Origin of the sequence: Chryseotalea sp. WA131a, assembly GCA_025370075.1 — a bacterium.
Taxonomy (GTDB): Bacteria; Bacteroidota; Bacteroidia; order Cytophagales; family Cyclobacteriaceae; genus ELB16-189.
The window spans coordinates 2,641,259-2,660,593 of the sequence record CP073016.1 but is presented as its reverse complement, the minus strand read 5'-3'; the positions used below and the strand labels follow the sequence as shown (position 1 = coordinate 2,660,593).

23 protein-coding genes are annotated in these 19,335 nt (G+C 42.2%); 2 read left to right on the top strand and 21 right to left on the bottom strand.

Features of this window, described 5'->3' with window-relative positions; all coding sequences use genetic code 11:
• Positions 1-67: 67 nt before the first annotated feature.
• From KA713_11990 to KA713_11925, 14 genes are all read right to left on the bottom strand, one after another.
• The gene (locus KA713_11990; GenBank protein UXE65210.1) at positions 68-694 is read right to left on the bottom strand and encodes a hypothetical protein; all 627 of its coding nucleotides are present in this window, start codon (positions 692-694) and stop codon (positions 68-70) included.
• Between the two features lie 13 nt (positions 695-707).
• The gene (locus KA713_11985; protein UXE69112.1) at positions 708-1,652 is read right to left on the bottom strand and encodes a YHYH protein; all 945 of its coding nucleotides are present in this window, start codon (positions 1,650-1,652) and stop codon (positions 708-710) included.
• A 105-nt stretch (positions 1,653-1,757) separates the two neighbouring features.
• On the bottom strand, positions 1,758-2,225 hold the full coding sequence (locus tag KA713_11980; protein ID UXE65209.1) for a periplasmic heavy metal sensor: 468 nt from the start codon (positions 2,223-2,225) through the stop codon (positions 1,758-1,760).
• On the bottom strand, positions 2,218-2,493 hold the full coding sequence (locus tag KA713_11975; protein UXE65208.1) for a hypothetical protein: 276 nt from the start codon (positions 2,491-2,493) through the stop codon (positions 2,218-2,220). The genes KA713_11980 and KA713_11975 overlap by 8 nt, the downstream gene beginning before the upstream one ends.
• A 31-nt stretch (positions 2,494-2,524) precedes the next feature.
• A complete protein-coding gene (locus KA713_11970) occupies positions 2,525-3,055 on the bottom strand; it encodes an RNA polymerase sigma factor (GenBank protein UXE65207.1) in 531 nt (176 codons plus the stop codon).
• A 6-nt stretch (positions 3,056-3,061) separates the two neighbouring features.
• Positions 3,062-3,505, bottom strand: coding sequence for a thioesterase family protein (locus tag KA713_11965; protein UXE65206.1), 444 nt, complete (start codon positions 3,503-3,505; stop codon positions 3,062-3,064).
• 4 nt (positions 3,506-3,509) lie between these two features.
• On the bottom strand, positions 3,510-3,965 hold the full coding sequence (locus tag KA713_11960; protein UXE65205.1) for a PaaI family thioesterase: 456 nt from the start codon (positions 3,963-3,965) through the stop codon (positions 3,510-3,512).
• A 2-nt stretch (positions 3,966-3,967) separates the two neighbouring features.
• Positions 3,968-4,393, bottom strand: coding sequence for a DUF3995 domain-containing protein (locus KA713_11955; protein ID UXE65204.1), 426 nt, complete (start codon positions 4,391-4,393; stop codon positions 3,968-3,970).
• Positions 4,384-5,142, bottom strand: coding sequence for an iron-sulfur cluster repair di-iron protein (locus KA713_11950; GenBank protein UXE65203.1), 759 nt, complete (start codon positions 5,140-5,142; stop codon positions 4,384-4,386). Before KA713_11950 ends, KA713_11955 begins: the two co-directional genes overlap by 10 nt.
• Positions 5,143-5,196: 54 nt before the next feature.
• On the bottom strand, positions 5,197-6,042 hold the full coding sequence (locus tag KA713_11945; protein UXE65202.1) for a M15 family metallopeptidase: 846 nt from the start codon (positions 6,040-6,042) through the stop codon (positions 5,197-5,199).
• A gap of 27 nt (positions 6,043-6,069) precedes the next feature.
• On the bottom strand, positions 6,070-7,161 hold the full coding sequence (locus tag KA713_11940) for a bifunctional 3-deoxy-7-phosphoheptulonate synthase/chorismate mutase type II (GenBank protein UXE65201.1): 1,092 nt from the start codon (positions 7,159-7,161) through the stop codon (positions 6,070-6,072).
• A gap of 239 nt (positions 7,162-7,400) precedes the next feature.
• On the bottom strand, positions 7,401-8,243 hold the full coding sequence (locus KA713_11935) for a prephenate dehydrogenase (GenBank protein UXE65200.1): 843 nt from the start codon (positions 8,241-8,243) through the stop codon (positions 7,401-7,403).
• A gap of 1 nt (position 8,244) precedes the next feature.
• Positions 8,245-9,459, bottom strand: coding sequence for an aminotransferase class I/II-fold pyridoxal phosphate-dependent enzyme (locus tag KA713_11930; GenBank protein ID UXE65199.1), 1,215 nt, complete (start codon positions 9,457-9,459; stop codon positions 8,245-8,247).
• Between the two features lie 178 nt (positions 9,460-9,637).
• Complete coding sequence (locus tag KA713_11925) at positions 9,638-10,474, bottom strand: prephenate dehydratase (GenBank protein UXE65198.1); 837 nt, start codon at positions 10,472-10,474, stop codon at positions 9,638-9,640.
• Positions 10,475-10,815: 341 nt separating this feature from the next.
• Between KA713_11925 and KA713_11920 the strand changes: the two genes are divergently transcribed.
• Positions 10,816-11,262, top strand: coding sequence for a hypothetical protein (locus KA713_11920; GenBank protein ID UXE65197.1), 447 nt, complete (start codon positions 10,816-10,818; stop codon positions 11,260-11,262).
• 25 nt (positions 11,263-11,287) lie between these two features.
• On the opposite strand, the gene KA713_11915 is transcribed toward KA713_11920, so the two are convergent.
• The 6 genes from KA713_11915 to KA713_11890 all read right to left on the bottom strand — a co-directional run bounded on the left by KA713_11915 (position 11,288) and on the right by KA713_11890 (position 17,273).
• The gene (locus KA713_11915) at positions 11,288-11,998 is read right to left on the bottom strand and encodes an ABC transporter substrate-binding protein (protein UXE69111.1); all 711 of its coding nucleotides are present in this window, start codon (positions 11,996-11,998) and stop codon (positions 11,288-11,290) included.
• A gap of 75 nt (positions 11,999-12,073) precedes the next feature.
• Complete coding sequence (locus KA713_11910) at positions 12,074-12,514, bottom strand: YfiR family protein (GenBank protein UXE65196.1); 441 nt, start codon at positions 12,512-12,514, stop codon at positions 12,074-12,076.
• A 167-nt stretch (positions 12,515-12,681) separates the two neighbouring features.
• Positions 12,682-13,206, bottom strand: a complete 525-nt coding sequence (locus tag KA713_11905) for a YfiR family protein (protein ID UXE65195.1) — start codon at positions 13,204-13,206, stop codon at positions 12,682-12,684.
• Between the two features lie 155 nt (positions 13,207-13,361).
• Complete coding sequence (locus KA713_11900; GenBank protein ID UXE65194.1) at positions 13,362-14,432, bottom strand: M42 family metallopeptidase; 1,071 nt, start codon at positions 14,430-14,432, stop codon at positions 13,362-13,364.
• A gap of 53 nt (positions 14,433-14,485) precedes the next feature.
• Positions 14,486-15,595 (bottom strand): Fic family protein, encoded by a 1,110-nt coding sequence (locus KA713_11895; GenBank protein ID UXE65193.1) that lies wholly within the window; start codon positions 15,593-15,595, stop codon positions 14,486-14,488.
• A gap of 109 nt (positions 15,596-15,704) precedes the next feature.
• Complete coding sequence (locus KA713_11890) at positions 15,705-17,273, bottom strand: acyl-CoA carboxylase subunit beta (protein UXE65192.1); 1,569 nt, start codon at positions 17,271-17,273, stop codon at positions 15,705-15,707.
• A 68-nt stretch (positions 17,274-17,341) separates the two neighbouring features.
• On the opposite strand from KA713_11890, the gene KA713_11885 reads away from it, so the two are divergent.
• Entirely contained in the window at positions 17,342-18,283 is a 942-nt protein-coding gene (locus KA713_11885; GenBank protein UXE65191.1) for an exopolyphosphatase, read from the top strand.
• On the opposite strand, the gene KA713_11880 is transcribed toward KA713_11885, so the two are convergent.
• Positions 18,267-19,289, bottom strand: coding sequence for a porin (locus KA713_11880; GenBank protein UXE69110.1), 1,023 nt, complete (start codon positions 19,287-19,289; stop codon positions 18,267-18,269). The genes KA713_11885 and KA713_11880 overlap by 17 nt on opposite strands.
• Between the last annotated feature and the right edge of the window lie 46 nt (positions 19,290-19,335).

The window sequence follows — 19,335 nt, the reverse complement described above, 5'->3', positions numbered from 1 at the left end:
TTACTTATGTCGCTGTGTATAAAATGTGTTTCGGATTTATATCGGGCAAACAAACCACTACAGTGGCTCAGATAACTTCATTCGAAGAATCGACTTTAGGGATTCTATTATTGACGACTACCACAAAAATAATAGCCGTTAAAAAAAGCATCGTCCACAAAATAGAATTTTTATTGGAGAAAAGAGCATTGTGAGAATTATCAACTTCCCATTTTCCATTTTCTACCCGCAGCTTTATTTCATGATTGTTACCGTTGTATAAAATGTATTGCTTTTGTGGTAAGGCTTGGGTAGCTACAATCAACTCAGTCTGATTGTTTGGCATGTCTTTGAACATCGTATTTTGAATGAAAAAGGACTTACCATTTTTGGGTTTACCAGTCAGTTCTGCGAATAAGGTTGTTTCATGCCCGAGCTGAACCTGAAGATTTACAAACCTACTCGTATCATTGTTGATGATCACCAAACTGCTTTTTCTAAAATGCTCAATCACCAATTGAATAAACTCTTCCTTAGTTTTATACGCATTTTTTCCATATTGATAATCAATCTCTCCTTCAAAAGCGGTAAGTGAACTTTTAATCAGCAAGAGAAATTTTCCATTTTGCTCATAAATCATCAAACTTGATAAATCTGGGCTATGGCCATTCGCCATATTTACAACGAACAAAAAAAACACAACAAGTATTTTCATAGGAGAGCTTTTATTAGTTTGCATAGGCACCGGCCAAACCATTGATAAAATTGTTCGACCCTGCTTTGTCTACATGGTAGTGGTAACCTCGGGTATCATCATAATGCCCACGGTTGGAATCCAAATCCGAATACTCTGTCCCACTAGCACTCAATCGTTCAAATATTCCAAAACCATCCATGGCATAGCCGATCATTGCTGCGTGACCATCGGTTTGTGTAATTTTAGTCGACTTTCCTGTGGCTGCATGGTAATGATAACCTGCCCCCAAGTTTATATGGCCTCCTGCATCGTCAAACGGAGCCAATGTGTAGGCAGCTAAAATTATGTTTACAGGCGCAGGGGCATCAAATACCACTCCGTTGAAAGCAATGCCTCGTGCGGATGGTCCCGATGAACCAGGCCCAGCTCCAAAACTGGTTGACGAAGATAACTTCACAGGAGTAACCGGAATGTAAATGGTTTTGGTCAGTGTGGAAACGTAGGAGGGCAAGCATTCTACACAGTAATTTTTATAGGCTACGCCAACATTTGGATTGGCGGCAGCCTGGCAATCGGCTTGTGTTAATGTCTTGGTGATAGCGCCAGTGTTTGCGTTGTACATTTGCCAAGTCGTATTATTGTAAAATGTGGCCAGGTTCTTAATGAAGGCACCATCTACATCATACACGTTACCTCCTTCCATCCAAATGCCACCTTTGCTTGCATCATCTGCAATATTCGTGGGGCACCACGGACCTTGTGCATGATCAGTGGGTGTACTTTTGCTCACAATTTTGTAGCAATCGGCTGTTTTTCCGTTAGACAGGGTGCGCGAAACAATACTAATTGGCTCAGAAAGTCCTGCTGAAAGAAATTTGCTAGCGTCTACCTGAATGACCGTGCCAGAAGAATTGGCTGCAGGTGTTGGGTCACTATTACTACACGATGCAATCAGACCCAAAGCCAGTGTAATCATTGCAACTGAAAGTTTACGAGAAGTTTTAAGCTTTATCATAGTTGTATTTTAGTATACCTATGAATACGACCTTTTTAAAACAATCCTTCGGTGGGAGGAATAAATCTATTCTTTCGGTGGAGTCGTTCTATTTTCAGGGCTAAAGAAATCAGCAAGATCATCGGTTAGTTCGCTAAAGTTGTCTAATTGATCGGCTCTACAAAGTTTTTTAATCTCATTAAAATGATTGTAATGAATGGCTTCAATCTCCTTTTGCAAAGCACCCAATTCGTTGATCAGTGAATCTTTGACCGTGCCATTTTCGTTTTGAAGAGTTTGATAAAGACTGCTTTTCGTTTCTTGAATACGGTCATTCAATAATTTAATTGAAGTTCTATGTTGTCCGATCAATTTTTCATATTGTTCTACCTGATCCTTTTCTAAATGTAAGATTTCAATGATTCTGTCTTTTGGGCCAATTCGATCAAATGGGCGCCCGTGTGGAGGTCTTTTCAAAAACAAGAACCCCACAAGAAGAAAATTGATCGCCAACAAAAGGAAAACAACAATGGTCAACAACTTTAGTTTACTCATGGTACAAATCGTTTGAGTTAGACAATTCCATGGAGTTAACTACCTCTTCAATGCCTTTGCTACTTTTATTATTTGGTAGCGTGAAAAATGCCGAAACATTTAGTGTGAGAACGATCAGTGCCACAGTGACAAAAGTGAACCTCCATGTGACTGAAAGTTTTTCACCCGTTGGCAAATCGATGCTCGCCCTAATTCGGGTGAGCAAGAAAGGAGGTGCCTCCACGGGTTGAATCTTCTTCAGTAATTCCAGCTTTTTATCAATGTCCATAGCCTTTGTATTTGGTTTTACGATAGTTACTTCAAAATCCTTCTCTGTCTTTTAATTTTTTTTCAATGGCTTGTTTGGCTCGCTGGAGCAGCGACTCAACCGCTTTTATGTTTAATTCCATAATCTCGGCCACTTCTTTTTGCGGGCGATCTTCAATTTTAGATAAGATAATGGCTGTTTTTTGTTTGTCGGGCAGCGAGTGGATGATTCTCAATAGTTCTTGCAAACTCTCTTTGTCTTCCAGGGAAATGCCAAGATAGGCCACCTCGTACAATGGCTCGTTGGAATCAGGATGGAAGAGAGAGGTGATAAACCCGAAGCGCTTTTTTGTCTTTTTTGCCTTGAGAAAATCAAGCGATTGATTGATCGCGATGCGGTAAATCCATGTTTTTAATGACGCTGCCTCCGGCTTGTATTGGTTCAGATTATGGTACAGCTTTACAAAGACTTCTTGTGCCACGTCCTGAGCATCTTCTTTGTTCAATACATAATGCAAGCATACATTGTAGACAAGGTTTTTATATTCGTTGTAAATGGATTCGAATTGCCCTTCGATTGCCATGTTAAATCAAGCTTTCACCACCCACTCAAAATTCTCCGCCTGCGGAAAATCTTCAAATACCTTTTGGATGAATTCATTCGGAACAGCCAATTTACGTTTCGTCATGTCGATCCACGCACCATCCATATTAAGAATGGCAGCAACGGTTCGATCGTCTTTATAAATGTGATGGCGAATACTCCAACGGCTAAAGTCTTTGGTTGACTTGGTCACTACTAAATCAACCGTAACCAAATCTTCAAATTTAATTTCCCTTTTAAAGATGGCTTCTTCCCGAAACAAAATCGGACCAATGCGCAACTCCTCAAATTTTAGATTGGTGAGCCCGTGTTGTGAGAAGCAGGCAATACGAGTAGTAGCCCCGTAATCATAATAGGCGGAATGTCGGAGGTGCCGGTTTTGGTCAATGTCTGACCACCGAACTTGAATGGGTATTTCAAACTTCGTCATAACACTATATTACAATTCCTTTGGCTAAACTTCCGTTGGCATAGCTGCAAACTTCATCTTTTTCGTTCATAATACTAGCGACTCCAAAAATACGTTTGCCGATGACTTGGGTTTCTTCGGCCTTTACAATTACCTTTTGTGTAAGCAAGGGTTTAACGTAATGAATGGTGAGGCTTGAAGTGGCCGTGAGCCCATCGGCATAGTGGTAAATGCCCAGCAAGCCAATCGCTAGGTCTGAAAGTAACGCAATGACAGCACCGTTCACTGCGTCTGTACCGATACCACCTTTGTGAATATCCATTACCTCATCGATAAAAACCATTGGTAACTTTGATGTTGATAAATCTACCCGTATGTGCATTTGCTTGAGTTGAACAGATTCATTGAAGAGATCTTCAATGGCTTTCCAATTACCATTGGCTGCCACTTGTCGAAAGGTATGAAGTTGGTTGAGGTTCATAATCAAAAGTTAAGGCTAAGGCTTAAGAGCGAAATCAGCAAGCAAAGCGGTGAATAGTAAAGAGTGTCATTTCTTGCAAAGGCGCTGCTTGTTATTTTTTTAAAGAAGCCAACATATCTAAAATCGCCAATGGCTCGGAGTAAAAAAATGAAGGTAACAATGAAATTTCCATTCTTGAAGATGTAATTAGGAACTGGCCAGGATAAAAGTTGTGCATAGCCTAACTCAATAGCAGAAAAAATAAGCAAACCAATCGCAACTATTATGCAAGAAAGTGCGCTTGGTTGAAACAATTTTTTGCCTTGCGGGTTCAAAGGAACAGCAACATCACCGCCCCATGTGCCGCCCATTGCCCAATAAAAATGAATACCTGCAAGGGTGATTAAAATAGTGAAGTTGATAATGGCCGAAACAAGGATTAATTCCACTTTGCCTTCGTGAAGAAAATTTGCTTTACCTCGTTTTCTAACGACAGTGCTTTGGGAAACAGAATTTCGTTTTCGATGCGGGCGTGAACTTGCAAACTTTTTTCGAAGTTGATGAGTTCTGTGAAAATCACTTTGATGTGAAGGGGCGCGTCTGGTGTGATAAAATAATCCTTTGTTATTCTGCGAATGCCTGCCATCTCATCGTCATGGGCTTCGTGCTCGAGGGCGCAGTTTTGCAACGAATGTTTTTCCATCAACTGATAAAGGCGCGATGGATTGTAATACCCTCGCTTGGCACGCTCCAATGTTTTGATGTATTTAAAGAGTGTATCTTCTTCTTCGTAGATGTGATGGATAAAATCTTCTAAGAATAACGGGTAAAGAACTTTTAAATCTTTTTCGATCGAATCATATTCCACATGATTTGCTTTAAAATTTTCAACCAATTTGCCGATAAATGGCAGCTTGTGTTTCGCAAAAAGATAGTGGCTATGCTTCAGGTATTCAATAATCAAATCGATGGGATAGTAGAAGAGCGGAACGTCTTCTTCTTGAAAATTGGTGCGTGGCGATTCAAGTTCTTTCACCATTTGCTCAAGATTGAGGCCACACTTTTTGCATACTTGCTCCAAGGTTTGATCAGAGTATTCATAAAAGCGAATGCCGAAGTAAAAGAGCACTTGTGCCATCTCTTTGTCCTCCTCCACTAGGTCGGCAATGCGTTTATTTTTGAGCAACACTTTTTCCATCAATAAGTAAAGGTAGGAAAACAAGAAGTAGCAGACAATAGGCAGTTGGCCACCTTATTTGCAAGCCACTCCGTCAACGTAAGAATCAATGACCTTCAATTTTTTAGCCACTTCGCTTCCCTTAAATCCACTGATGTCCGCAGATCGGATTTGTTTCTTGTATTCTTTCAACAATTCTTTTGACAAAGGTAAATACGACCAATGCCATTTTTCTTCTTCATAGCCGGAGCGGCCAGTTGCTTTAGATGTATACGGTTGACAAAAATCAAACTCTGACGCATGCACTTGCAGCCACTGGTAAATTTTCAATCCTTCGCCAGAAGCAAAATAAGAATTGTCCAGCGAATTCAAATCCATATCTGTACCCCAATGATGACGTGAGGTGCCGGGCATCGAGCTGTATAACAAAATCATTTTGGCTCGTTCGGGGAGATCCGCAATGGTGGTTAGATTTTTTCCTTCCACTAAGGTCTTACCATTCCATTTATTTTCCCAAATCGATTTTTGTGAAGTGAAATTGCGTGTAGCTGAAATGATGAAAAGGATCACGCCTTCCTTCTTGGCCGCATTCGCCATCTTTGCAAAAGCCTCATAACTTTCTTTGCGAAGAAATTTACCGACTGCACTTCCTCTTGCGTATTGAGAATCAATCTTTACAAACCGACTGTCTTTGGTTTCATCAAATTGACCGAGTAGGTATTTTTTATCAATGGTTTGACCGCTAACAACTTTTATGGTCAATAGTAGCAACACAAAAGCAGTCAAAATATAGGAGTTAGGAGTTAGGAGATACTGCCAACTGCTTACTGCCGATTTATCCTCCGTAGCATTAGCCAACGGGTACTGCCGACTGTTTACCTGCCTGTCCGGTAGGCAGGCTGCCAACTGCCAACTTTTCATAACCCTTCGTTTTTTGTCAACTAAAGTTTAAACTCTCTCCTCCACTTGATTCATCACCTTCGTCTGCACTTGTATCGATTCATGGTGAATCAATCGTAACAGATCTCTGGTAAAGCCTTCGTCCATTCCCATGGCTTTGCAAAGTGCTACGCGTGTCTTCACAATTTCTTCCCAACGGTTTACTTGTAAAATAGTAACGTTGTTGTCTTTCTTGTACTGACCAATCTTTTCTGATATTTTCATTCGTGCAGACATCTTCTGCATGATTTCGTCATCGAGCGAGTCAATCTGTTCACGCAAAATACTGAGCGTATCTTTAAATGTTTTGTTGTCTGTTGTAACCCTGCGTACTACTAATTCAGAAAGAATTTTGCCCAATACTGCTGGCGTTACTTGTTGCTTGGCATCACTCCAGGCGGCATCGGGGTGGATGTGACTTTCAATCATCAAACCTGCCATGTCCATGTCAAGTGCTTTTTGAGAAACAAAAGCAATCAAATCGCGGTTGCCCGAAATGTGGCTTGGGTCGCAAATAATTTCTAATTCAGGGAAACGAGTTTTCAATTCGATTGCTAAATCCCACATGGGCAGATTTCGGAAGGGCCCTTTTTCGAACGAAGAGAATCCCCTATGGATAGCGGCCATTGTTTTGATGCCGGCTTTGCTCAAACGCTCCATAGCACCAATCCATAATTCTAGATCGGGGTTAACCGGATTTTTTACCATCACCGGAATGTCAACGCCTCTCAAGGAGTCGGCAATCTCCTGCACTGAAAATGGATTCACGGTGGTACGCGCGCCTACCCATAAAATATCTACACCTGCTTTTAAGCTTGCTTCCACGTGGGCAGCGTTGGCCACTTCGGTTGTAATGGGCAAACCTGTTTCTTTTTTAGCAGCGGCCAACCATTGCAACCCAATATCACCTGCGCCTTCGTATTGTCCGGGTCGTGTGCGGGGCTTCCAAATGCCTGCTCGCAAGGCATGCACTTTGCCTGTGGCAGCAATTTGCTTGGCCGTGGCAATGGTTTGCTCTTCCGTTTCGGCACTGCAAGGTCCGCTGATGATAATCGGTTTATCTATTTTTAACCAACCGCTAATCGTGTTAATACCTTTCATAAGTCATTTTAAGTTTATTTTTATTTTTTCAGTTTATATTTAGTGATGCTAGTGTTATGTTAACTGTACTTTGGCGTACGGGGCTATAAAGTCGGCAGTGGGCAGGATACAGTGTGCATTATAGGACTTGCGGTGACTGCCTACTGCCTACTTTTTAAATGACGTCATAATACATTTAACTTATCACTAGATACTGGATACTAGTTTCTGGACGGCAACCAGCATCCGGAATCCAGTATCTATTTCAATATCCTTCTAATTTCATTTGCCTTCTTCATCGTACTCAGTAATTCTTTTGTATCGTGCTTCATCAAGTGATAGTGAAACCGTTGCAAGTGCATAATGTATTCCGACAATGCCTGACTCAAAAATCCTGAATTTTGTTCGAATATCGGAGCCCACATTTCAGGTGAACTTTTCGCCAAACGCACGGTTGAAGCAAAACCACTTCCTGCTAAATTAAATATATTCTTTTCATCTTTCTCTATGTCGAGCACAGTTTGTCCTAGTAAAAATGAGCTAACGTGCGATAGGTGCGAAACGTAAGCCACATGTTTGTCGTGCTCTTCGGGCTCCATAAAAATCGTGTTCAATCCTAGGGCATCAAAAATCTCTTGAGCTTTTAACAAAGCAGTTTCTGATGACTTCTGCTTTTCGCAGATGATGTTGGTTTTGCCTGCGAACAATCCTGCAAAAGCGGCCGATGGACCAGAATTTTCTGTTCCGGCAATTTGATGTGCAGCCACCCATTGGTTTCGTTTGTGGTGCGTGGCCACCGATTTGCAAATGGCATTTTTGGTGGAGCCCGTGTCAATCACAATTGTTTTTGGTTCGATGATATCAAGCAAACCTGGTAAAAACGAATGTATGGAGTTGACGGGTATTGACACCACCACCACGTCTGCATTTTTTACTGCTTCTTCCAACGATGATACTTTGTCTACCAATCCAAGCTCCACTGCTAATTTGCTGTTCGCGGGATTTGCATCGACACCTACCACAGAAGTTGTCAACCCTTTTTTGCGAAGGTCAATGGCTATGGAGCCACCAATTAATCCTAAACCTACTACTGTTAAACGCATTTTAGATTTTAGATTTAGAATGTACGATTTTGTGTTGCAGCAAAAAGATTTCAATTCTCTCAAGTGCCTCGTTTAACTTCTCCGCTGTGGCACACAGTGAAATGCGTATGTATCTTTCTCCCGCATCCCCAAAAATAAAACCCGGTGTAATGAACACACGAGTTCCGTACAAAATTTCATCAATCCACTTTTCTACATCAGCAATGGCATCTGGTGCCTTCGCCCATACAAACAACCCAGATTGCTTATCGGAATACTTACAACCGAGGACGTCTAAAATTTGGCATGCTACTTTTTTTCTTTTAGCATACACTTCGTTTAGTTGTTGAAACCAACTTGCATCGTTTTGCAATGCTTCCACAGCCGCATGCTGTAACCCAAGGAACATTCCAGAGTCCATATTGCTCTTTACCCGCACCACAGCGTCCACATATTGTGCATTACCCGCCACCCAGCCAATGCGCCACCCCGCCATGTTGTGCGATTTGCTCAATGAGTTTAATTCCAGCGCTACTTCGTTTGCGCCATCACAACTTAAAATAGATAACGGCTGCTCGTTCAAAATCAAACTGTACGGATTGTCGTTCACAATCAAAAAATTGTTTTCGTGGGCCAAGTCAACCAACTCTTGCATTTCTTTTTTTGAAGCAATGCGCCCAGTGGGCATGTGCGGAAAATTTACCCACATTACTTTTACCTTCGATAAATCTGAATTTCTTAATTCATCTAAATTAATTCCCCAATTCGAATCTTCGTGCAAAGAATATGTTCTGGCTTTTGCTCCTACTAATTTTGCCACCGATGCATACGTAGGGTAACCAGGATTCGGTATCAGCACCTCATCACCTTCATTTACAAATGCCATCATAATGTGCATGATGCCTTCTTTAGAACCCATCAGCGGAAGGATTTCTGTTTCAGCATTAATCTTGACTGCATAAATGCGATGGTAAAAATCAGCAATTGCTTTTCGCAGTTGCGTAATGCCCTTGTAGTTTTGATAGCCGTGGTTTGCCGGATTATTGGCCGACTCTGTCAACGCATCAATCGCATTTTTAGATGGCATTTGGTCGGGGCTGCCAATGCCCAAGTTAATTACACGCCACTCAGGTAAATCCAACCCACGCACCTCTGCCAATTTTTTGCTGAAGTAATATTCCTCCACCTCTTTGATGCGGTTGGCGGGTTGAATGTGAATTTGTGTTTCTGTGCTCATATCTATTTAAAAGATTATCGAATTTGGAGTTAGAAGTTAGAATCCACCTTCCAATTATCTCTTGGTAAAAAAAACTTGTTTCTTCATTTGCATTAATTGCTAATTCTCGATTTCCTTAATTTTTGACATTGCCCATTGTCAATTGTCAACTCTACCTTGCCTACTGCCAACTGCCTACTCAACTAATTGTTCCTTTCTTATACTCTCCCAAAATATTCAAGTTCCTCACTTGCCTCATCGCTTTTTGCATGGCCGCATCGTAGTCTTTACGTTTTTTCCATTCCAAATCTACGTGTATCGAATACTCACTTGGCCTTCCGATAATTGGTATTGATTGAATTTTGGTCAGGTTGATTTTATTGTCCTTGAAGGTGGTGAGTGCATCGGCCAAACTGCCCACTTCGTTAGCAACTTCAAAGCAAATCGATGCTTTGTTGCTATCGGCTACTTTTTCCGTGCCACGGGCTAAAACCAAAAACCGGGTAAAATTCTTTTTATGCGTTTCGATGCGTTTCTCTAAAATCTGCAATCCAAATTTTTTGGCAGCCAGTTCGTTGGCAATGGCTGCTGTTTGTGTGAGGTTCAACTCCTTCACGCGCTTTGCCGAAACGGCTGTGTCATCGCTTTCGCGGATGTCAACGTTTTTCAATCGAAATAAAAAATCGCTGCACTGCCGTATGGCCATGGGGTGCGATTCAATGGTTTTGATATCGCTTAACTTCACACCCGGCAGTGCCAACAAGTGCATGTGAATAGGCAAGTACACTTCGCCTACAATGGAGAAGCGATAATCTTGCAAAAGAAAATAGTTAGGCAAAATGCTTCCAGCAATTGAGTTTTCAATGGCCATCACGGCAAAGTCAGATTTTTTGTTGGCCAAGGTTTCGCATAGTGTATGAAACGACAAACATTCTACCGATTCAACGGCAGAATTGAAATAAGTAAGTGCAGCCACTTCATGAAAGCTGGTGGCAATGCCTTGTATCGCGATTTTTAGTTTCTTCTTTTTGGCCATTTGTTTCTGTTAAAGGCAACCTACACCTTGAACGTATAGGATGCCTAATAAAATAAAAAAGTCCCGATTTTCATCGGGACTTTTCGGAGTTTCGTTTGTCTATCTGTTAACAAAGCTGTACTCGACCAAGCCCCGCATGGGATTGATAAAAGTAAAAGCTAAAGTAAAATCGTGTTGTTTTCATTTGATTGCAAAGCGAAGGAAAGGGAAAAAAATTACACCACCAACAATTAACCTAGATTTTTATGCGTAAAAGGGATAAGCTAACCGCTGTTAGTTGGTCGATTGTATGGAGATAAACAAAAAGTTACCTTTGGGAAACCATTAAAAAGTTACGATTTATGAAAGTTCAAACAATAGCGATTGCTCTATTATTAACACTTGGCGCTTGTGGTAAAGGTGGCAACCACAGCGAGCACCAAAATCATGAGGCTTCTGACGAAAACAGCCCGACCAAAGCGCTGGAAAATCAACTTGACGAAGATCACATGAAATTGATGGACAAAATGGATGAGCTTGCTAAGTTGAAAAGAGAAGTGCAAGACAAAATCGCGGCCACGCCCAACCTAATTGAGGACAAAAAGAAACAGATGGATATGGTAATCGCTCAATTGGATTCGGCCAACGATTCGATGATGGACTGGATGCACAAATACAATCCGCTCCCCGACTCAGCCGACCAAGAGAAGGCTCGTGAGTATTTAGAGTCGGAGATGGAAAAGGTAAAGAAGTTGAAGGATTTATTCAATGAGTCGATTGAAAAGGCGAAGGAGATCGTAAAAAAGTAGGCAGGTGGTAGTAAGCAGTATGCCACTATAATTTTAATGTGTTAAAATAATGTGCTGCTTTGAGCAGCCTACTCCCATACCACGAAAACATTTCCCCGTCAACCAATTGAATATTGCTATTTGGCAACAGTTCTTTTAATTTAGCTATATGAGTGGGCTTAAAAGGATAGGGTTCTGAAGAAAGAAAAATTGCTTCAGCGTCAAGTTGTTTGAGTTGCTCATCTGTTAGGACAGGGTATCGACTTTGGTTAAGCGCGTTGGTAAAGCCGATTTCAATCAACATGGAATGAATAAAGGTATCACCACCTGCGGCCATCCACGGGTTCTTCCAAATCAAGTAAAGCACTTTCGTAGTTGCTGCTTTACGAATGGTGGCGAAAGAATCTTTGATTTTATTTACTAATCCACTGGCAGACATTTCCGTTCCAGTAAGTTCACCAACGGATGAAATCATTTGAAAGGCATCTGGCAATGTTACGATATCCGACATCCACACGGGGAAATCCTTTTCGAGCAAGCGAATGCCTTCTTCATCATTTTCTTCTTTGTTGCCAATAATCAAATCAGGTTTTAAATCTTGGATGATATCCACCCGAAAGTTTTTGGTACCGCCAACCTTGGTTTTGGTTTTTACTTTACCGAAAGGGTGAATACAAAATTTGGTAATGCCAACAATCTGTTCCTCTAGACCTAAATCAAAAAGCAATTCTGTTTGACTGGGCACTAATGAAACCATCCGCCTTGGCGGATAGTAAATGGAAATGGTTCGGTTGAGTTGGTCAGTAAAATGCTTTAACACAGCTTAATGAGCTTACAGCAAAATGGCCATGCTGCTCAATTGGCTTGCTACTTTCAGGGTAGAAGCGGTAATCGATGCTTGGTTTAACTCAAACTTCAACTTCCCGTCAATTACTTTAAAATTGATACAGCTTCCTTTTTTCCCAAGGTTAGCGCTGTCGGTAATCGTTAAAATGGGTTTGCCAGAAGCAGCGTTTCTTACCGCATCAAATTGACTTCCTTTGTTTTTGCCGATGTACACAACCGAGCAGTAGGCTGCTTCATCTGGTGAAGAGAGTTTTTTGATTGCAAACTTCTTAGAACCTTTTGGCTTGCCTTCATAGAAGGTTTTTAATATGGTATACACATCATCCTCCCCAATTACGCCCAACACAAATTCTCCCCCTTCGGCATCATTGGGCCATTGAACGTATTTTAAGAAGTTGTAAATCATTTGGGCATGGATTTCATACATTGGTTTTTCTGCTTAGAAAATCCTGCATGAGCTGCGAGAACAAACAATCCGAGGAAAACAAATTTTTTTATATATAACGTTCTAATGCTACGCAAATTAACTTTAAAGTTTTGTTCACAAAAAAAAACCAAAAATTGCTCCGGGTTAAATCGGAGGGGCAAATGCTATTAAATTAGAATTGCCATCGAAGTAAGGGCACTGGATACCTTTAAGTTTGAGACTTCAATCGCTGTCTGGTTAAGTTCGAATTTCAACTTATCTTCAACTGTTTTAAAGTTAATGCAACTACCTTTAGAGCCTAATCCATTCCGATCGGTAACTACTAATGTTCCCTTGCCTTTTACCTTTGCATTGGCTGTTTCAAATTCTCCGCTTTTGCTACGGTCGATGTATAGGATCTGGCAATCTTGCACTTCAGCAGAATTTTTGAAATTTTTGATCACAAACTTCTTATTGCCTTTTGGCTTACCTGCATACCAAGAGTTCAAGGTTTTGAAAACCTCTTCATTTCCAATCACACCAATTACAAATTCGGTGTTCCCATTGTCAGGCCATTGAACATACTTAGAGAAGTTGAAAACCATCATAGAATAAACTTCGTGCAGAGGACGCTCTTGCGCAAAAGTTTTCATCGTAGTAAGTTTAAATAATACCACCAGTATTGCGAAAATGATTTTTTTACTGTGTTTCATAATTGTTGCTTTTTTTCCGAGTTTGATAATGCAAAAGTAAGCCCCTCCAGATTGCTGGAAGGGCTATCTTGTAAAGAGAACTATCAGATGTAAGTTTTTTTGATTTTTACCAATTGCGATGCAATTGGTAAAATGAACCGATTTCTAATGGTTTTTTATTTGATGTACCGAAAATCATGGCCTGGTTTTACCTGCATCAAAACCTCATATATCAAGTTAATTACATTTTCCACGTCTTCTTTGTGGACTGTCTCTACGGTAGTGTGCATGTATTTAAGCGGTAATGAGATCAAAGCAGAGGCAACACCTTCAGCCGAATAGGCAAATGAATCGGTGTCTGTACCTGTCGAACGGCTAACGGCTTGTCGTTGGAAGGGTATTTTTTTCTTTTGGGCTGTTTCGATGACCATTTTCAATACATTGTTCTGTACAGCAGGGCCATAGCAAACTACAGGGCCTAATCCACATTTTAGATTGCCACTCTCCTTTTTATTATACATGGGCGATTGGGTATCGTGGGTCACGTCTGTACAGATTGCCAAATCAGGTTTGATTCTGCGTGAAATCATCTCTGCACCCCGCAATCCGATTTCTTCTTGCACTGAGTTGACTATATATAAGCCAAAGGGCAGATTCTTTTTGGTTTCATGCAGCCTACGCGTAACTTCGGCAATCATGTAGCCACCCATCCGGTTATCGAGCGCGCGGCCAACCAAGTAGTTTTTATTGAGTTCGATGAGTTCGTCTTCAAATACGGCCACACAACCTACATGCACGCCCATGGCCTCGACTTCTTTCTTCGACTCTGCGCCAATATCGATGAAGATGTTTTTTAAACTAGGTGCTTCTTCTTTGCCTGCGTCCCGCACGTGAATGGCCGGCCAGCCGAACACGCCTTTCACCAATCCTTTTTCAGTATGGATGTTCACGCGCATGCTTGGCGCGATCTGATGATCTGAGCCCCCGTTTCTGCGCACGTAGATATAACCGTCATCGGTGATGTAGTTTACAAACCAACTGATTTCATCGGCATGGGCTTCAATCACTACTTTGTATTTGGCTTTGGGGTTGACAATGCCCACAGCCGTGCCATACACGTCTATCATATAATCATCGATGTAGGGCTTTAAGTAATCCAGCCAAATTTGTTGGCCCGATGATTCAAAGCCTGTGGGCGATGCATTGTTCAAATAATCGAAGAGGAATTTTTTACTTTTTTTGTCCATGACTAATTTTTAATTCATTGGTAAATTTATAGAAATTTGGCTTGTTTCGAGTTCTATGCCAAATATTTGATTTTATAACTCGTACTCCTACCTCCGCCTTCCTCCTTTTCCAACATACCTTTTTCGATCAGATTCTGTATGTCGCGCAGAGCAGTGTCGGGCGAGCTTTTGGTCATCTTCGCCCATTTGGAAGAGGTGAGCTTGCCTTCCAAGCCGTCCATGAGTTTGTTGAGCATCTTACGTTGGCGGTCGTTCAGGGCAACGGTGCGATTCTTCTCCCAAAAGGTTGCCTTGTTCATTACGCTTGCCACGTTGTTGGTAGAGGCTGATAACGCGCGCCCGAAGCAATTGAGGAACCATAACAACCAACCTGTTATATCTAATGTGCCGCGTTGAGTTTTCTCCAAACAATCGTAATACATCTTACGCTCTTGTTGAATCTGTGCCGACATGCTGTAGAAGCGCTGGCTCGATTGGTCGGAGCGCGAGAGTTGCATATCGGCTATGGCACGAGCGATACGGCCGTTGCCATCATCGAACGGATGTATGGTAACGAACCACAAGTGCGCGATGGCTGCTTTTAATAGGGAGTCCAGTTCTTCGGATTGATTAAACCACTTTAAAAAAAAATTCATCTCGTGCTCCAGTCGCGCGGCTTCGGGTGCCTCAAAGTGTACGCGCTCTTTGCCCATTGCGCCTGATACCACTTGCATGGGATCGCCTTCGGCATCGCGCCAAGCGGCAACTTGTATTTTGTGCAAGCCGCTTCGGCCCGTGGGGAACAATGCTCCGTGCCAAGCGAATAAGCGTTCTTTGGTTAGAGGCTTGGCATGCTTTTGTGTAGCATCGAGCATCATCTCAACCACACCATCTACATCTCTGCTAGCCACGACCAAGCCTGGCACTTTCATGCCCAGTTTTCGTGCGATGGAGGAGCGCACTTGATCCATTGGCAACTCCTCGCCTTCTATCTCGCTCGACTTCATTACGTCCAATATTAAATTGCCCAACGATGCTTCGGACTGCAATTGAAAACCTAATCCTTCCAGTTTGCCCAACAACCGACCTTGCTGATGACGCACGGTAGCAAGTGGATGCACCAGCTTTTCATGATCCCAAGTAAACTCAGGCCAGTTCTTCAGTAAATGAATGTATTTAGACATTCTCCGCAAATTATGCGGTAAATATAAAAGCACGTGCGGAGATTAGCAAATTAATCTCCGCATATTTTGCGGATATTATAGGGTTATTCCCCGCATGTTGGGAGAGCAATTACAACGGAATATTCCCGTGCTTCTTTTTCGGCAGCACCGCCACTTTGTTTTCCAACATTTGAAATGCCCGAATCAATTTCTCGCGAGTTTGGTCGGGCATAATCACTTCATCAATATAACCACGGTGGGCGGCTCGGTACGGATTTGCAAATTTTTTGGTGTACTCATCCACCTTCTCGGTTAGCTTGGCTTCTTTATCGACCGCTTCTGAAATTTCTTTTTTGAAAATGATTTCAGATGCACCCTTTGCGCCCATCACCGCAATCTCGGCTGTGGGCCAAGCATAGTTCATGTCGGCACCGATGTGTTTGCTGTTCATCACATCATACGCTCCTCCATAAGCTTTGCGAGTGATCACCGTTACGCGGGGCACGGTGGCTTCACTAAAGGCGTACAACAATTTTGCTCCGTTGGTGATGATAGCATTCCATTCTTGATCAGTGCCTGGAAGAAAGCCTGGCACATCTTCCAATACTAACAAGGGAATGTTGAACGAATCACAGAAGCGAACGAATCGTGCCGCCTTTACGCTGGAGTCAATATCCAACACGCCTGCCAATGATGCGGGTTGATTGCCCACAATGCCAATACTTCTCCCCGCCAATCGGGCAAAGCCTACCACCATGTTTTCTGCGAAATTTTTATGAACTTCAAAAAATGTGTTTTCATCTACCACACCATGAATGACATCACGCATGTCATAGGGTTGGTTGGGATTGGCCGGAATGATATCGTTAAGGGCTGGCCGTAATTCGTTCCCAAATTCGTAAGGCAATCGTGGTGCATCGTCTTCACAATTTTGTGGGATATAGCTAAACAATTGTTTGATTTGATGGAGGCACTCCACCTCATTAGGGCAAGCAAAATGAGTAACGCCACTTTTGGTACTGTGCGTGGTGGCTCCTCCTAATTCTTCAGCCGTTACGTTTTCATGCGTTACGGTCTTTACCACGTTTGGTCCGGTCACAAACATAAACGAAGTATTCTCTACCATAAAAATAAAATCCGTCATGGCAGGTGAGTATACCGCACCGCCTGCGCAGGGCCCCATAATGGCAGAAATCTGTGGCACCACCCCGCTGGCCATTACGTTTCGATAAAAAATATCGGCATAGCCGCCTAGTGAAACAACCCCTTCTTGAATACGTGCTCCACCCGAATCATTTAGCCCAATCACAGGCGCACCATTCTTCATTGCCAAGTCCATCACCTTTACAATTTTTTCTGCGTGCGTCTCGGAAAGCGACCCCCCAAAAACGGTGAAATCTTGTGAGAAGACATACACCAATCTTTGGTGAATTGTTCCATAGCCTGTGACTACACCATCGCCTAAGTAATGTTCTTTATCGAGGCCAAAATCTTTGCTTCGGTGCATCACAAATTTCCCTAATTCCTCAAACGAACCTTCGTCCAACAAAAGCAATACACGTTCCCTAGCCGAAAGCTTTCCTTTGGCATGTTGTTGTTCGATCCTTTTTTCGCCACCACCTAATAAAGCTTCAGCATTTTTACGGTTTAGTTCATTGAACTTATCTTGCAAAGGGTGATTGGTATTTTTGGTGGCCATATTTTTCTAAACTAAATGATCCGAAATATAGTTAATATCGCAATTGTAGATTGCATTGTTATATCCGAATGGTAATGGAGAAACTCGCCATCATTGATTTAGGCACAAACACCTTTCACTTACTAGTTGCAGAGTGGAAAGAAAATCAGTATGCCATTACCTATCAAGAGAAACTACCGGCAAAAATTGGGGCGGGCGGAATCAACCAATCCATCATCACGCTCGAGGCCATACAGCGCTCGGTTGTCGTTTTGCAAAGTTATCGGCAAACGCTCAAGGAAATGGGTATTGAGCAGGTGAGGGCTTTTGGTACCAGCGCGTTGCGCAATGCCTCTAATCGCACGGAGGTGATTGAAAAAATTAAGCAAGAGACGGGCATTGAGGTAAAGATTATTTCGGGCGAAGAAGAGGCTGAATACATTTATCGTGGTGTGCGAGAGGCCGTTAAATTGGGAGTGCAAAAATCGTTGATTGTTGACATTGGCGGTGGCAGCGTTGAATTCATTATTGGAAACGATCAGGAGATTTTTTGGAAACAGAGTTTTGAGATAGGTGGGCAACGGTTGCTGGAAAAATTTCAGAAGCATGACCCGATTCTAAAAGAAGAAATCGAAAAATTAAATCTATACTTAGAACAAAGCCTTGCACCCCTTTGGCTGGCGCTTCATCAGCATAGACCAAAAACGTTGGTTGGGTCATCCGGAACGTTTGATACCCTAAGTGAAATCTATTGTTATAAAAACAATATTCTACAAGAGCAAAAGGCCGAAATGCCTTTCTCGCTCATTGCTTTTGATGAAATCTTTGAAGAACTGCTCATCAAAAACCGAGCAGAGCGCATGCAAATACCTGGCATGATTGAGTTGCGGGTGGAGATGATTGTGGTGGCGTGTTGTTTAGTAGATTTTGTATTGAAAAGGCATCGATTCGAGAATATTCGTGTTTCTTCCTACTCGTTGAAAGAAGGGGTTCTCCAACTATTTAATCAGCAGATTAAAACCAAGCCGTGAGGCTTGTTACTAGCCATGTACTGGTGTTAACTGGGTTTGATTTTTCATCTTCATAGACCAAATCGGAAGAGAAAAAGTGCCGGCCTTCAATGCGAAGCAATGCATTGTGGTTGGCTTTGTAATTCAAGCAAAGCCCAGTGCTATAGGTATTGAGGCTACCAATGCCAGTAATTGGAAATTGATGAATTCCACCATCGCTGTAGTATTCAACTCTTCCCGAAAGGGATACTAAATTGGTGAAGTGATACCGTCCTATAAAATTAGCTTGCCACCAATTTAAGGTGTTGGCATTTGTTCGCTCTTGAAATCCGATATAAGCGCAAGAAGTGGCGTCAAATTTTTCACTCGCTTTGTAGATCCAATAGAGGTCTGTGAAGTACCGCATTCTCCATGCTGGATTTTGGGTGGTATTGTTATTGCCGATGTAGGTGTCCCAGTTAAAAAGCATTTTATTGTTAGGGCGAAATTCTACTTGCGTTCCAATGGATTTATTTTTGTTATTGTCTTGGATAACCTGCCAGCCATTGAGCAAATACAAATAGGTATTCCATTTTTTATTGACGGGAACGGAAACTTTAATACCCGACAAATAATACGGAACATTTTCTGGCGCGAACGATCGGGTGTACATAAGGTGATCTTTTGAAATGGGGCTTTCGTTGGTATAGGGCGAGGTGAACACTCCAACATCTACCCAAATATTTCGTTTTCCTGAGAGGCGAATACCAGCCGTTGCCTCTACAATATTTTTCAATGTCCCTATTTCATTGGCATAGTTGGCATTCATGTAGGTGCCGTAACCAGGCACAAACCGAGCGCGAAAATTAGTTGCCTTGTAGCGCAAATCGATGTAAGCAAGATTGATGTTCATTTCATCGGGCCGATTGGAAGAAACGAAATAGGGTATGGTGCCTGAAGCAGGTCTGTTAAAACTATATCCGTAGTAACTATCCATGTACCCACCAACCGCCAAGTGCCCTATGGTGGTGGTTTCAAGTGTATCCATGGTACCAGTGTTCACTATTTGAGAGGCTGTTTGGTGGAATACCAAC

Excerpts from the sequence above, each read along its gene's own strand:
- KA713_11900 (UXE65194.1), bottom strand. The coding sequence starts at position 14,432 with ATGGACAAAAAAAGTAAAAAATTCCTCTTCGATTATTTGAACAATGCA.
- KA713_11935 (UXE65200.1), bottom strand. The coding sequence starts at position 8,243 with ATGCGTTTAACAGTAGTAGGTTTAGGATTAATTGGTGGCTCCATAGCC.
- KA713_11950 (UXE65203.1), bottom strand. The coding sequence starts at position 5,142 with ATGGAAAAAGTGTTGCTCAAAAATAAACGCATTGCCGACCTAGTGGAG.
- KA713_11940 (UXE65201.1), bottom strand. The coding sequence starts at position 7,161 with ATGAAAGGTATTAACACGATTAGCGGTTGGTTAAAAATAGATAAACCG.
- KA713_11930 (UXE65199.1), bottom strand. The coding sequence starts at position 9,459 with ATGAGCACAGAAACACAAATTCACATTCAACCCGCCAACCGCATCAAA.
- KA713_11910 (UXE65196.1), bottom strand. The coding sequence starts at position 12,514 with ATGTATGAAATCCATGCCCAAATGATTTACAACTTCTTAAAATACGTT.
- KA713_11970 (UXE65207.1), bottom strand. The coding sequence starts at position 3,055 with ATGGCAATCGAAGGGCAATTCGAATCCATTTACAACGAATATAAAAAC.
- KA713_11905 (UXE65195.1), bottom strand. The coding sequence starts at position 13,206 with ATGAAACACAGTAAAAAAATCATTTTCGCAATACTGGTGGTATTATTT.
- KA713_11990 (UXE65210.1), bottom strand. The coding sequence starts at position 694 with ATGAAAATACTTGTTGTGTTTTTTTTGTTCGTTGTAAATATGGCGAAT.
- KA713_11945 (UXE65202.1), bottom strand. The coding sequence starts at position 6,042 with ATGAAAAGTTGGCAGTTGGCAGCCTGCCTACCGGACAGGCAGGTAAAC.
- KA713_11925 (UXE65198.1), bottom strand. The coding sequence starts at position 10,474 with ATGGCCAAAAAGAAGAAACTAAAAATCGCGATACAAGGCATTGCCACC.
- KA713_11975 (UXE65208.1), bottom strand. The coding sequence starts at position 2,493 with ATGGACATTGATAAAAAGCTGGAATTACTGAAGAAGATTCAACCCGTG.
- KA713_11890 (UXE65192.1), bottom strand. The coding sequence starts at position 17,273 with ATGGCCACCAAAAATACCAATCACCCTTTGCAAGATAAGTTCAATGAA.
- KA713_11885 (UXE65191.1), top strand. The coding sequence starts at position 17,342 with ATGGTAATGGAGAAACTCGCCATCATTGATTTAGGCACAAACACCTTT.
- KA713_11915 (UXE69111.1), bottom strand. The coding sequence starts at position 11,998 with ATGGTTTCATTAGTGCCCAGTCAAACAGAATTGCTTTTTGATTTAGGT.
- KA713_11980 (UXE65209.1), bottom strand. The coding sequence starts at position 2,225 with ATGAGTAAACTAAAGTTGTTGACCATTGTTGTTTTCCTTTTGTTGGCG.
- KA713_11880 (UXE69110.1), bottom strand. The coding sequence starts at position 19,289 with ATGGATACACTTGAAACCACCACCATAGGGCACTTGGCGGTTGGTGGG.
- KA713_11920 (UXE65197.1), top strand. The coding sequence starts at position 10,816 with ATGAAAGTTCAAACAATAGCGATTGCTCTATTATTAACACTTGGCGCT.
- KA713_11960 (UXE65205.1), bottom strand. The coding sequence starts at position 3,965 with ATGAACCTCAACCAACTTCATACCTTTCGACAAGTGGCAGCCAATGGT.
- KA713_11965 (UXE65206.1), bottom strand. The coding sequence starts at position 3,505 with ATGACGAAGTTTGAAATACCCATTCAAGTTCGGTGGTCAGACATTGAC.
- KA713_11895 (UXE65193.1), bottom strand. The coding sequence starts at position 15,595 with ATGTCTAAATACATTCATTTACTGAAGAACTGGCCTGAGTTTACTTGG.
- KA713_11985 (UXE69112.1), bottom strand. The coding sequence starts at position 1,652 with ATGATTACACTGGCTTTGGGTCTGATTGCATCGTGTAGTAATAGTGAC.